The organism is Stutzerimonas stutzeri (assembly GCF_000952685.1).
In the GTDB taxonomy this organism is placed as follows: Bacteria; Pseudomonadota; Gammaproteobacteria; order Pseudomonadales; family Pseudomonadaceae; genus Stutzerimonas; species Stutzerimonas stutzeri_E.
Genome location: NZ_JYHV01000018.1, coordinates 113,719 through 126,962, shown reverse-complemented (window position 1 = coordinate 126,962; position 13,244 = coordinate 113,719). Strand labels below are relative to the sequence as shown.

Genomic DNA, 13,244 nt, shown 5'->3' with positions numbered 1-13,244 from the left:
GATCGGCGTGGTGGCCGGCGACGCCGGCAAGGTGAACACCAGCGGCAGCACGGGCTCGTTCGTTGACAAGAACGCAGGCCTGGATAAATCGGTAAGCGGCTCGGGTATCGCTCTGACCGGCGATGAGGCCAACAACTACGCCTTCGATACCGGTGCGCAGATCGGTAAAGCGGATATCGATCGGAAGACCATCACCGCGGTGGTCAATATCGCTGACAAGGTCTACGACGGGAATGGCACTGCCGTCATCCGCGATACGAAGCTCAATGGAGTGATTACCGGCGACGATATCAGCGCTTCAGGTACCGCGGCGTTCAGCGACCCGGCAGCAGGGCAGAACAAAACGGTCGCTGTGGAACTGCAACTGGCTGGCGGGGATGCCGACAACTACACCTTGGCTGATTCGCCCGTGTTTGGCGAGGCAACGATCCAGGCGCCGTACTATGTTCCGGCGGGATTGATTGCAGAGCCGAGCGGCGCCAATGGCACTGAACTATCGCGTGATCGCTCCACCAATCGACCTGTACTTGAGACCTCAATCGGTCCTTGGCCGGTACTTGCAGACACGTTGTACAACATCGTCCCGGAACGCTCCGAACCGCCGCAGGGCTCAGGCGAGGCTGCCACGGTTGTACGAGGATCCGCCCTCAGCATGGGAACAATCCTGAGCCTCACGCTCGAGGATACCCGACTGGAACCGGCCTCCACGAACACCCTGGCGCTTTATGACCGCGATCCTGGCCAACCGCTGAGGGGGCAAGGGCTGTACTCGGCCACGGACCTGGGCAGCAGCATTACGCTGGAGCGGGAGGCGTCGCTTGTCGGTCAGTCTCCTTTGCTGGAGCGATCCAGCATAGTCAGCTCGCACGGCGTTGTGCCTCTCGCTGGCGGTACCTGGTTGAATCTGCAGGTCGCGCTACTGAAAGGCGGGGCTCTGTTGATTGAGGTGGGCCAAACGGGCGCGGGCCTGACCAGCGAAGAGATTGCGGCGTACGGGCTGGCCGTGTCGAAAAAGCGATTGGGTGTAAATGTCCAGGCGCTTAGGACCGTGGTGATTGAAAGGGCGCGCAACTTGGCGAGCAGCGAAGAAGTCTCGCAAATCGGTATGTGACCGATTAGCGGAACAACACGCCCTGAAAGCTATACAGAGCGCCCAGTGATCTGGGCGCTTTTGATTTCAATCAGATAAGGCGGCCGCGTGTGTTATGCGCGGCGCACCTTGTGTCTGGCCGCGTTCGCGGCGTCGCGCTTGGCGACCCTCCGTCGTTCTGGTTATCGGTCATCCTGCACGTGAATCGATAAGCAAAATTCGCCCTTTGGGTAACGCATTGGTTGTTATGTTTTCATCACTTTATCCCGTGGAGAAGCAGCATCTCCCCACGCCCGAGACGGCCGATTTGGTCGAAACGTCGGTGGACGGTTATCTGGATACGCTTTGCGATCTGGCAAGGCGCCTCCTGTCAGTCGATACGGTACTGCTCTCGATATTCGGTGACGAGCTGGGGCGATTGGCAGCAGGAACGACGCTCAAGGGCGTTGGCGACAACGATGAGATAGCCAGATGGCTACAGAATGCGCCGATGGATAAAACACTCGTGATCGCCGATGGTGCGGTTGACGATCGCTTATCCAATAGCCCATTCAGGGCTCTCGGCGTCCGTTTTTTTGCAGGCCAGCCGCTCATCATCGCCGGGCACCGTATCGGCGCATTCTGCCTGCTCGATTCGAAAGCGCGGAGCCTCAACGACCTGTGCATCGATCATCTGCGGCAATGGGCGCATCTGGCGGAAGGCTACATACGGGTATCCAGCCAGAAAGCGCAGATCGCCGAGCTTCGCGAAGCACTTCGGCGCGAACAGCGCATGGCCATGATCGATCCTTTGACAGGCACCTGGAACCGTCTGGGCTTGACGCGTTTGTTCGATGTCATTCGTTCGAATCTGCCGAAAAACCACAGGGTTGCTATCGCGTACTGTGACTTGGACAACTTCAAACGGATCAACGAACGATACGGCCACGCCACCGGTGATGAAGCGCTGAAGCTGGCAGCGCAAGCAATGACCAGCATGCTGCGCGAGGGCGATATCCTTTGTCGGTTGGGCGGCGAGGAGTTCGTGGTATTGGCGCCGGTGAGGAACGAGAGTGAAATCACGCCCATCGCCGAACGTCTTTGTCACGCGGTGCGCATGGCATCTGTGGGGTTTCCGTCACGCCTTTCAACCAGCATTGGCACGTCAGTGCTGGGGGCAGACGAGATGCTTCGGGAAGGGCTTCATCGAGCCGATGCTGCCTTATTGCTCGCCAAGGCGGCAGGCAAGAACAGAGTGATAGCCGCCGCTACGTAGCGCTTACAAACACGCGTCAGGAGAGTCGCTCGCTGGGTACGGCCTACGCTCTGGAGACTCACGCCGCTCGGGTGCGGCCGTCGGCTGGACGAGGATGCCGCTGGGTAGACCAGACGAGGCAGTTCTCGTTATAGATCGTTTGCTCAATCCGGCTCGCATTACGAGAGGTGCTGACCAACACCCGACCCGGCGCACCACGCGATCTTGACAGCAACGAAACGCTTCTATCAAATGTTACGATATAACATCTGTTAGAGGTCGTGATGCGTAAAAGAGTTTCAACAGGATTTATCGGCATGGCGGCAATGACGGGCTTGGCCGCCATGCCGGCGTGGGCGCAAGAGGCCGAAACCACGGTGCTCGAAGAGGTGGTGGTCACGGCGGATCGAGAGGACGACGAAGCCCGGGGCTATCGCACTCGGCGTTCGGCCAGTGCAACCAAAACAGACAGTCCGCTTGAGGAGGTCCCGCAGGCGGTAAGTGTCATTCCCGCCACGGTCCTTGATGACCTCGGCAGCCCGCGGATCGAGAAGGCGCTGGACTATGCGGGAGGCGTGGCGCGCCAGAACGACTTTGGCGGCCTGACGATGTACGAGTACAGCATTCGCGGTCTCAGCACCTCGGAATTCTACAAGGATGGATTCAGCGTCAACCGTGGCTATATGAATCCGCAGGATCCATCGAACGTCGAGCGCATCGATGTGCTCAAGGGGCCGGCGTCCAGCCTTTATGGTCGTGGCGACCCGGGCGGCACCATCAATATCGTCAGCAAGCGTCCGGAGTACGATCGGTTCGCCCGTCTGGATCTGAGTGCCGGTCGCTGGGATCGCTACCGCAGCAGCCTGGATGTGAATACGCCGCTGGATGAAGACGGGAAGGTTCTCTACCGGATGAATCTGGCGGTGGAGGACAACAAAAGTTTCCGCAATTACCGCTCCGGTGAACGCCAATTCATCGCACCGGCGTTCAGCTGGGAGCTGTCGCCGCAAACCCGTTTGTTGGTGCAAGCGGAGGTGATCCGCAGCAGCCAGGTATTCGACCGAGGCGTGGTTGCGCCCAACGATCACCTTGGCAGCGTCTCGCGTTCCGACTTTTTCGGCGAGCCCGGTGATGGCGAGATCGACAACAACAACGAAAGCCTGCAGGCCGAGATCGAGCATGACCTGAACACCAATTGGACGGTCCGCCTGGCCAGCCACTACAAGCAGGGGCGCCTGAACGGTGGTGCTACTGAGGCGAGTACTCTTGCTGCCGATGGGCGCACGCTCAATCGCGAGTACCGCTATCGCGATTTCGATTGGCAGGACAGCATCACCCAGCTCGAATTGCGTGGCTTGGTGTATACCGGCAGCGTCGAGCACAACCTGCTCATCGGTACGGAATACGAGCGCTACGCCAAGAGTGAGCAACTGCTGCGTTCCCAGCCGATTTCGCAAATCGATATTTACCAACCGGTCTATGGTCAGCCGCGACCACCGTTCAGCATCGGTCCGGGCGGGCGTAGCACCGACCGTCACGAGCTGGTCCATTCCCGTTCGTTGAATCTGCAAGACCAGATGCGTTTTACCGAAAAACTCTTCGGCGTCATCGGCGCTCGCTACGACCATTACGAGCATCGTCTGGACAACGAAATCAACGGCAAGCGCACGGAGCAGACGCACGAGAAAATCACCCCGCGTATCGGCGCGCTGTACCAGTTCATACCCGAGGTCGGGGTATTCGCCAACGCTTCGCAATCGTTCAAACCCAACAGTGGTGCCGATGCCGCTAACCGGCCGTTCGATCCGGAGGAGGGGGTTGGCTATGAGGCCGGTTTAAAACTGGATCTGCTCGACAGCCGCCTGGGCATGACCATTGCTGCCTTCCACCTGACCAAAGAAAACGTGCTCACCGCCAACCCGGCCGATACGAGCAGCCAGATCGCAGCCGGAGAAGTGCGCAGCCGGGGTATCGATCTGCAACTGACCGGCCAAATCACCGATGAGATACGCCTGATCGGCGCTTATGCCTACGTCGACGCCGAGGTGACGAAGGACAACACCATCGAGCGCGGCAGCCGTCTGCTCAACGTGCCAGAACACAGCGGCAGCCTACTTGGCGTGTACGAATTCCTCGACGGAGGGCTGCAAGGCCTGGAGCTCGGTGGTGGCGTTAACTACGTCGGCGACCGTTCCGGCAACGTTTCGGACAGTGGCTTCGAACTGCCGGGCTACACCACGGTGGATTTGCTCGCACGTTACAAGGCGACCCCGGACCTGACCCTGGGTGTGAACCTCAACAACGCCTTCGATCGTACCTATTACGAGCGCTCCTACAGCAGCGTCTGGGTGATGCCGGGCGACCCGCGCAACCTCAGTTTAAGCCTGTCACTGAATTTGTAACGACCGCCCCGGCTCGATCCGCGAGCCAGGCCCACCAGACCGCAAGGAAAACGAATGAACAAGCAACACGCAAAAATCGCCGCGGCGTTGATAGCCATGTTGATGGCTGGACAGGCCTCGGCTCATGGCATGTGGACAGAGGAGCGCCGTGGCAATATCGAGGTGATCTACGGTCATGGCGCCGAAGACAACGCCTACGACGCCAAGAAAATCTCCGGCGCCTGGGCGACCGACCTGCATGGCGGGCGAATCCCGGTCACGGTCGAGCGTCTCGGTGACCACGCACGGCTGCAACCCCTACAGCCGCCAGCCGTGATCGCGGTGGCGCTGGACAACGGCTACTGGACGCAAGCCCCGGATAAAACATGGCGCAATGTCGGTGAAAGCCAGGTGCCCGACGCGCTGGATTCCGGGCGCTATTACAAATACAGCCTTGCGCTGCTCGAAGAGGGCGCGAAGCTGCCAGCGCTGGATAAACTCAAGCTGGTCATCGTGCCCCAGGTCGATCCGCTATCGCTGAATATGGGCGACGCGTTGCCGGTACAGGTGCTTGTCGATGGCAAACCCGCCGAAGGCATCGAGCTGTTCGGTGACTACATCAACGACCCGGATCATGTCGTCGCGACCACCGACGCCCAGGGCAAGGCCGTCGTTCCGGTGCGTAACCGGGAGTTCAACGTAATCGGCGCCTCGACGAGCATCGCCAGCAAAGACCCGGATGCTCGCGTTCGCGGTATGTTCACCTCGCTGAGTTTTCGCAAGGCGGATCATCAGCATTGAGTCAGATGCCGCCCCGGTGGGGCGGCGTTTCAGAGTGAGAGCCTTACTTGGGTAGATCGGACGGGTAACTGTCCACGACCCGGCGGTATTGGCTCGGCGAGGCGCCGATGTGCTGTTGAAAGAACCGCGTGAAATGCCCTTGCTCGGAAAAGCCCAGATTCTCGGCGAGCTTACCCAAGGTTCCGCTTCGTTCGCGTTCCAGCCAAGAGAAGGCCTGACGCATGCGTGCATCGTTGAGCATCAGCATGGGCGTCATACCGGTGTTCTGTCGGAACAGGGTAAAAAAATGTGCACGCGACAAGCCGCCAGCCAACGCGGCGTTTGCGATGCAATCCGGGTCGTCCAGGTGCGTCTGCAGGTATTCGCAGGCTCGGCGGATGCGCGCATCGGCGAACCCCTGTCGAGGCGGAAGTCCCAATCGGCGAAGGTGTTGCCATTGAGAAAAGTCCTCGATCAGCTCGATCAGAAAGTCGAACAGTAGAAACTCGATACGCTCCAGTGGAACGAGGCTGGACGAGTAAGCCTCGGCGATCAGCCGGTCGGCCATCGCCCGATTCTTGCCACTGAGCTCGATACAGGGCTGGGAGAAGAACTCGGGATGGCCGCTGAGCGCCAATGACTGCTGAGCGTCTGCCAGCCACGCCGGCTCGATGTAGAGCGCCAGTATCTGTGTGTACTCGGCGCCCTGTTGGTAGTCGTAATAGTGCGGCTGCCAGGCGTTGACCAGCACAGCGCTGCGGTCGGTGAGCGGAACCTGGCGGCCATTGACTTTGAAGAAGGTATCCGCCCCGGCCGCCTTCACCAACACATGGCATTCGTGATGCGAGTGGGTGACCAGCGGCTTGTCCATGTCGAGGAGCGCAACCCGGCCGAACTTTCCATGAAATACACGTTGGGCAATGGACATCCTTAGCACCTCGATGTAAGGCCGGGACCATGACGGCCGGCGGCTGTGGATGGATCAACGATCGAGCCATGTATCACGACGTCCTCGATCGTCGGCTGGCTGGCTGGCTGGCTGGCTGGCAAGGCGACCAGACATTCCCGGCGCGCTTCATAGCGCATCCCGCGCCTTGCCTCGATAAACGCGCAGCACATCAGCCATCACCGAAAGGGCGATTTCGGCGGGCGTCTTGCTACCCAGGTCGAGCCCGATGGGCATATGGATACGTTCGATTTCTTCCTGGGTAAGCCCGCCGACGCGTTGCAGTCTTTCGGCCCGTTTGGCTGAGGTGAGTCGTGAGCCCATGGCGCCGATATAAAACGCCGGGGTTCGTACGGCCTCCATCAGCGCCAGATCATCGATACGCGGATCATGGGTCAGCGCGACCACGGCGGTGGCTTCGTGACATCCACCGGAGGCGATGAACACGGACGGTAACACCGGTTGCACCTCAATGCCTTCGATCAGCATGCCTTGCATGTCCTCGCGCGGATCGCAGGCGATCACTTCGCAACCCAGCGTGCGGGCAAAGCTGGCGCAGGCTTGCGCCACTGGCGATACGCCGGCCAGCAGCAGTCGTAGCGCTGGGCCGACACGGATTTCCACGTGTTCCCCCTTGATACATGTCTGCTCGCCGCCATGGTCCGGCAGCAACTCAGCGAATCCGCTGGTCAGATCCACGCGGCGCAGCAAACGCCGCTGGCCCTGCAGCGTTGCCTGGAGTGTTAACAGGTGGGTTCGCCATGCCTCGCTAGGCGCATGATGTTCCACCAGTATCTGCAAGATGCCCCCGCAGGGCAGCCGCAGACGGCGCCGATCATCGTCCGACTCGCCGTAGCGCACGATTTGCGCGGGCGCTTGCAGCTCGCCCTGCGCCAAGCTGGCAAGAAACTCCTCCTCGACGCAGCCACCGGACAGCGAGCCTGCATGGGCGCCATCGGCGCGGGCAACGAGGAGGGCGCCTGGTGCTCGTGGTGCTGAGCCATAGGTCGACAGCACCGTGCAGAACCACACATCCTGCCCGTTTGCTACCCATTGCAGGGCCTGTTCGATCACCCGCAGATCAAGATGTTGCATGTCGTTTTCCCCTGGCTGCTGACAACGCACTGGTGGGCGCCGGCAATCGGTTACCCTTCGGGTTCGTTGTGTTCAGGAAACCTGTGAAATGTCTTGCTCTGTTCTCGACATCGGTACGGCGGAACTCGAATACCGATTGCTGCATACCACGGATCCGACCCACCCGACGCTCGTTCTGCTGCATGAGGGATTGGGTTGCGTCGCGCTGTGGAAGGATTTTCCCGAGGCGTTGGCTGCCAGGACGCGCTGGCCAGTACTCGCGTACAGCCGCCAGGGCTACGGCGCATCGAGCCCGGTGCCGTTGCCGCGTGGGCTGGACTACCTGAGCGTGGCCGGCCCGGACGAGCTGGCACGCGTACTCGATTCGCTGGCGCTCGAGCGTGTGGTGCTCGTCGGCCACAGCGATGGCGCCTCGATCGCGCTGGCTTATGCGGCGCGCAATGATCCTCGTGTTCGGGGTGTGGTAGCCCTGGCACCGCACGTGACCGTCGAGCAAGCGAGCCTCGCCGGCATCCGGCGAACCCTCGATGCGTTTCGCACCGGCCATTTGCGTGAGCGGCTCGCCATCCATCATGGCGACAACACCGATTGTGCGTTCCGCGGGTGGAGCGATACCTGGTTGCGGTCGGAATTCAGCGGTTGGAATTTGCTTGATCAGCTGCCGCGTATCGCACTGCCGATTCTGGCGGTACAAGGACGCGATGACGAATACGCAACGGCCGAGCAGCTGGAACTGATCGAACAGCTTGTGCCTGACAGCCGCGTCGAGTTTCTCGATAACTGTCGACACTTTCCGCAGAACCAGGCCCGCGATCGGACCCTCGATCTGATCGAGGACTACCTGGCGATACTCCAAACCTAGCCTGGCGGAGCCCGGCTGGTTTACTGACAGCTGCCTCATCTCACGCATTCTCGGCGGCGTTCAACGCCTCGATGTCATCGAGCGTCGGGACGGCTTCGGGCTCGTCACGCCAGCGCCGCACGATGCCCAGCTCGATATCGAACATATCGAGGACGCGTCCGAGCGTATGGTTGACCATGTCGTCGATCGAAGCTGGGCGCGCATAGAACGCCGGGACCGGTGGTGCGATTACTGCGCCGAGTTCAGCCAGTTCGGTCATGGTGCGTAGATGGTTCCGGTGCAACGGCGTCTCACGAACCATCAACACCAAGCGACGTTGCTCCTTCAGGATCACGTCTGCGGCGCGGGTGAGCAGTGAGGACGTCACGCCACTGGCGATTTCCGACATTGTACGCACCGAACACGGAGCGACGATCATACCCATGGTCTTGAACGAGCCGCTGGCGATGGCCGCACCGATGTCCTGATTGGAATAGTTCACCGTCGCCATGGTCTTGAGCTCCGACCAGGAGAGGCCGGTTTCGTGAGCGAGGGTGATCAGCGCCGATTTGGTGACCATCAAATGAGTCTCGATCGGTGTGTCGCGCAGCAATTCCAGTAGACGCACGCCGTATATCGCGCCAGAGGCGCCGGATATACCGATGATGAGCCGCTGTGGACTCGGATTAGCTGATGTCATGTTCAGTGTCCTGTATCGCGCCTTCCTTATAGAAATGGATGGCGTTGAGAGCGGTGCCCAGCGTCTTGCTGATGATGTCGATGAACAGCGTGGCGGCAGGCGTCAGGGGGCGGCGGCTGTCATGCACGCAGACCATGCGGCGGGTGATGCCAGGGGTGGCGATTGGATAGGCGCGCAAAGCGCCTTCCTCGAGGCCGCGCTGTAAGACGGTTGCCGGAAGCAGGCTGATCCAGTCGCTGCGACGTAGAAAACTCTCGATCACGGTCAGGTCGTCGAGCTCGAGATGCGGGGCCAATTCGATGCCATGCACCGCGAGGGCCTGATCGATGACGATGCGCAAGCCGTGGCGGCGGGACGGCAGCACCAGTTTCAGTTGAGCCAGCTCGGCGAGCGGCACGGGCGTTTGCATGCGCAATCGGGTCGTGGCGCCGGTTGCGACGAGCAGCTCTTCGTCGAGGATATCGATCCGGTTCAGGTGCTCCTGCTGGAAGCTCTGGTTGATAACGGCGAAGTCCAGTGCCCCGGACAACACGCGATCGATCAGGTCCTGGCTGTAGCCGTAGCTGACCTGAAGCTCAACGTCCGGGTGGTGCTCGACGAAGTAGGCCAGGGTGCTGGCCAGCGCCTGGTTGGCAGCCGAAGCGATCAGCCCGGCGTTGATTCGTCCGCCAATCTTGCCGCTACGGTCGATCAACGTTTGCCGTGCTTCGAGCAGCTCACCGAGGATCGGCATGAACAGACGATAGGCCTGTACGCCGGCCTCGGTCGGCGTCATGCCTTTGGGCGTGCGCTCGAACAGCGGTTGGCCGAGTTCCTCTTCCAGCTTGGCGATCTGCATCGACAAGGCGGGCTGCACGATGTTCAGACGCTGCGCCGCCTTGGTGACCGAGCCCTCTTCATACAGGCAGGTGAAGTATCTCAGTTGGCGCAGTTCCATCTCTGAACCTCGGCAAGTTGGCGACCTATAGGGTGCCGACATTCTGGTAGACGTGCTTGAGCTCTGTAAAATCCAGCAGCGCATCGTAGCCGTGCAATCGTCCCAGCCCGCTTTTGCGGTAGCCGCCCGTTTCGGCCTCGGCGAACAGTTTGTTGTGGTCGTTGATCCATACGGTGCCGTTGCGCAGCACCCGGGCAAGGCGCATGGCGCGAGCGCCATCCCGTGTCCAGATGCTCGCCGCCAGGCCGAAGGCCGAATGGTTGGCACGTACTACCGCTTCGGTGTCGTCCTCGAATGCTTCCACGACAAGCAGGGGGCCGAAGATTTCCTCCTGACAGAAGAACGCCGCACTGTCGCGATGGGCGATCAGCGTTGGAGAGAGAAAGGCGCCGGCTTCCAGCGGGCCACCCGGCTGGTTGCCGGCAAGCAGTACCTCGTCACAACTGTCCATCGCTTCGGCGATGCGCTGGCCCACCAGGTCGCGAGAACGCCAGTCGATCAACGGCCCCATCTGTGTGGTTGTCTCCAGTCCATGGCCGAGGCGGACCTCGGAAAGCGCGGCGGTGAGCGCCGTTTTCATTTCCGCCAGGCGGCTGGCGTGTACCAATACGCGGCGGGCAGCCGTGCACTGTTGGCCTGAAATGATCGTCGACGCGGCGGCAAGCTTAGGTGCGACAGCGGCGATGTCCGCATCTTCAAGCACCAGGCAGCAAGATTTGCCACCCAACTCCAACGACAGTTTCTTCATGGTCGGAGCCGCGTCCTGCATGATCCGTGTTCCGGTTGCCGTCGAGCCGGTGAAACTGAGCACATCCACTTCGGGTGAGGCGACCAGATACGCTGCACCGGCGTGACCGGTTTCGGCGAACAAATTGACGGCACCGCGTGGCAGCGTAGGCAGTTGCAACAAAGGTTCGAGAAATGCGGCGTTGAACAGTGCAGTTTGTGCTGCCGGCTTGATCACGCAGGTACAGCCCGCCGCCAGCGCAGGCGCCAATGCTCGCACCAGCAGAACGGCCGGGGCGTTCCAGGGAATGATCAGCGCGGCTACCCCCGCGGGCTCACGAAGCATGGTGGAAAATTCGCCGGGAGCCACTTCCAGTACGTGACCTGGAATATGACGAGCCAAGCCGGCGTAGTAGAGAATTTCGGAGATGGCGCCCGCCACCTCGCCGCGCGATTGCGCAAGCGCCTTACCGTTTTCTCGCGTGAGCAGAATCGCCAGCTCCTCCTGACGACTGCCGAGCGCGGCTGCCCATTCCAGCAGGATCTGTTGACGCAGACGCGGATTCTGCGACCACTGCGGTGCTACGAACGCGCGTGACGCCGCGTCTACGGCGGCTTGGGCTTCGGCCAATCCTCCATCGGCAAACCGGCCGATGATCTCGCCATTGGCCGGATCGAGACTGTCGCTCCACTGACCGCTCTCGCACCACTCTCCGTCGATGAAGTGTCGGACCTGCATGGGCTTCTCCTGTCGGGTATGACTTGTTCGGATCGATCAGCCGATCGAAGGGCTGAGCGCGGTGACCGTTAGCGGCTCGGTGTTCGGCGGTGGCTTCAGTTGGCTGTCTACGGCCGCCGCTGCACACCGCGCCAGCCACGGAAGCGGTATATGGCTAGCGTCCTCGGTCGTTCGGTTCCGCTACGCCTGGCTGAACTGTCGTTCCCAATCGTCGCCGGCCGGTTGGCAGACATCGGCAAGGTTCACTTCGGCTTCGCCCGGCACTCGGATGCGCTTGAAACGCATCGGTGGCGCCGCCAACGGCACGGTGGCATCGAAGCCCATCTTCGAGCCGACGCCGTCACGGGTGGAGGGATCGAGCTTGGACCCCTGGGCTTCGTGGATCAGCACCAGATCGCGATCCGCCTGGAAGCGTGTTGCCACCGCCCACTCGACCTCGGTGGGGTTGTGTATGTCGACGTCGGTGTCGACCACCACCACGTGCTTGATGTCGTAGTGGCCGCCGAGCGCGCCGAGAATCACGTTCTTCGCTTCCCCTTCCGAGCGTTTGTCGATCTGCACGTAGAGGTGATAACGACATACCCCTCCGCGCGCCAGATGCACATCGCGCACCGACGGGAAGCTGCGTCGCAGGTGAGCGAGCATGGTCGCTTCGCGCGGAATGCCGCCGAGCAGCAAATGCTCCAGGCCACCGCCAACGATGGTGTGGAACATCGGCGATTGGCGGTGGGTGATGGCGTCCACCTCGATCACATGGCGCTCGGCGCGCTCGCCGTAGTACTGCGGAAATTCGCCGAACGGGCCTTCTTCCTCGCGTGTGTTGGCCAGCAGGCGACCCTCGATGACGATCTCAGCATCGGCCGGCACCCGAATGCGGTTGGTCACGCATTTCGCCACTGGCAGCGGCCGGCCCCGCAGCGCACCGGCGATTTCCAGTTCGTCGTGATCGATGGGCACGATAGCCTGCGAGGCCATGAGCGTCAGGGGGTCGCAGCCGACCACCACGGCGACTTCGAGGTCTTCGTTGTTGCGCTCGGTCTCCTGGAAATAGGCCAGGGTATGGCGTGGCAGCAACAAAGCACCGAGACGATTGGCGCTGCTGACTTGCAGCCGATGGATGGAAACGTTCTGTACGCCTGTACGTGGATTTCGGGTGATCAGCAAACCGGCCGTGATGTAGGCACCGCTGTCGTGTTCGTTGTGCGTGGGGATGGGCAGTTGCGTGAGCAGGTCGACCTCGTGATGCACCACTTGCTGACAGGCGGGCTCGGTCACTTCCTGCCAGGGCGAGGGCTCGAGGCAAGCTTGCTCGAAGCGGGCCAGGACCTGGCTGGGCTCGACGCCCATCGCCTCGGCCATCCATTGACGGTCCGAGAGCAGCCCCGAAATCACCGGAATCATGTGCCCATCGGGTTGCAGAAACAGCGACGCGCTGTGACCGTCCAGGCGATTGGCGATGGCCGCAACGCCGAAGCGAAGCTCGGTACCCGGGCGGATCACGCTCAGCCGCTGAGTCTTCTGTAGATGATCCAGCCAGCCGCGCAGACTGGCGCCAACCGGCTGGGTAGCTGCAGTGGAATCGACCGAGGAGGAGGGCGTGGACGGCATGGCGAGTTCTCTCGTGGTTATTGTTTTGGCCATGCTAGGAGCGCCGAACAAGTCTGCCTATTAGGGTTTTCTGATGCTCGCCATCAGCATCGGCGATGTCTGATCATCTGGTCGAAAAGGCGCCCGGACGCCCTGCGATCTGACCTTGGCGTAGCGGTAGCTGTCGG

11 protein-coding genes are annotated in these 13,244 nt (G+C 61.2%); 5 read left to right on the top strand and 6 right to left on the bottom strand.

Annotated features, from left to right (window positions below):
* From UF78_RS23000 to UF78_RS11320, 4 genes are all read left to right on the top strand, one after another.
* The coding region (locus UF78_RS23000) for a YDG domain-containing protein (RefSeq protein WP_045162326.1) at positions 1-1,111 on the top strand (1,111 nt) is incomplete at its 5' end.
* 205 nt (positions 1,112-1,316) lie between these two features.
* Positions 1,317-2,345, top strand: coding sequence for a GGDEF domain-containing protein (locus UF78_RS11330; protein WP_196298659.1), 1,029 nt, complete (start codon positions 1,317-1,319; stop codon positions 2,343-2,345).
* Positions 2,346-2,641: 296 nt separating this feature from the next.
* The gene (locus tag UF78_RS11325; RefSeq protein WP_155397631.1) at positions 2,642-4,726 is read left to right on the top strand and encodes a TonB-dependent receptor; all 2,085 of its coding nucleotides are present in this window, start codon (positions 2,642-2,644) and stop codon (positions 4,724-4,726) included.
* Positions 4,727-4,780: 54 nt separating this feature from the next.
* Complete coding sequence (locus UF78_RS11320; RefSeq protein ID WP_045162324.1) at positions 4,781-5,506, top strand: DUF4198 domain-containing protein; 726 nt, start codon at positions 4,781-4,783, stop codon at positions 5,504-5,506.
* Positions 5,507-5,549: 43 nt separating this feature from the next.
* Here UF78_RS11320 and UF78_RS11315 read toward each other — a convergent pair whose 3' ends face one another.
* Both UF78_RS11315 and UF78_RS11310 read right to left on the bottom strand, forming a co-directional pair.
* Complete coding sequence (locus UF78_RS11315) at positions 5,550-6,413, bottom strand: helix-turn-helix transcriptional regulator (RefSeq protein ID WP_045162323.1); 864 nt, start codon at positions 6,411-6,413, stop codon at positions 5,550-5,552.
* 147 nt (positions 6,414-6,560) lie between these two features.
* Entirely contained in the window at positions 6,561-7,526 is a 966-nt protein-coding gene (locus tag UF78_RS11310; protein WP_045162322.1) for an XdhC family protein, read from the bottom strand.
* Positions 7,527-7,614: 88 nt separating this feature from the next.
* On the opposite strand from UF78_RS11310, the gene UF78_RS11305 reads away from it, so the two are divergent.
* On the top strand, positions 7,615-8,388 hold the full coding sequence (locus UF78_RS11305) for an alpha/beta fold hydrolase (protein ID WP_045162321.1): 774 nt from the start codon (positions 7,615-7,617) through the stop codon (positions 8,386-8,388).
* Positions 8,389-8,428: 40 nt separating this feature from the next.
* On the opposite strand, the gene UF78_RS11300 is transcribed toward UF78_RS11305, so the two are convergent.
* The 4 genes from UF78_RS11300 to UF78_RS11285 form a co-directional block, all read right to left on the bottom strand.
* Entirely contained in the window at positions 8,429-9,067 is a 639-nt protein-coding gene (locus UF78_RS11300; RefSeq protein ID WP_045162320.1) for a UbiX family flavin prenyltransferase, read from the bottom strand.
* A complete protein-coding gene (locus tag UF78_RS11295) occupies positions 9,054-10,004 on the bottom strand; it encodes a LysR family transcriptional regulator (RefSeq protein ID WP_045162319.1) in 951 nt (316 codons plus the stop codon). The genes UF78_RS11300 and UF78_RS11295 overlap by 14 nt, the downstream gene beginning before the upstream one ends.
* A gap of 25 nt (positions 10,005-10,029) precedes the next feature.
* Positions 10,030-11,469: an aldehyde dehydrogenase family protein gene (locus UF78_RS11290; RefSeq protein WP_045162318.1), complete on the bottom strand. Its 1,440-nt coding sequence runs from the start codon at positions 11,467-11,469 to the stop codon at positions 10,030-10,032.
* 180 nt (positions 11,470-11,649) lie between these two features.
* A complete protein-coding gene (locus UF78_RS11285) occupies positions 11,650-13,077 on the bottom strand; it encodes a UbiD family decarboxylase (protein ID WP_045162317.1) in 1,428 nt (475 codons plus the stop codon).
* Positions 13,078-13,244 lie beyond the last annotated feature (167 nt).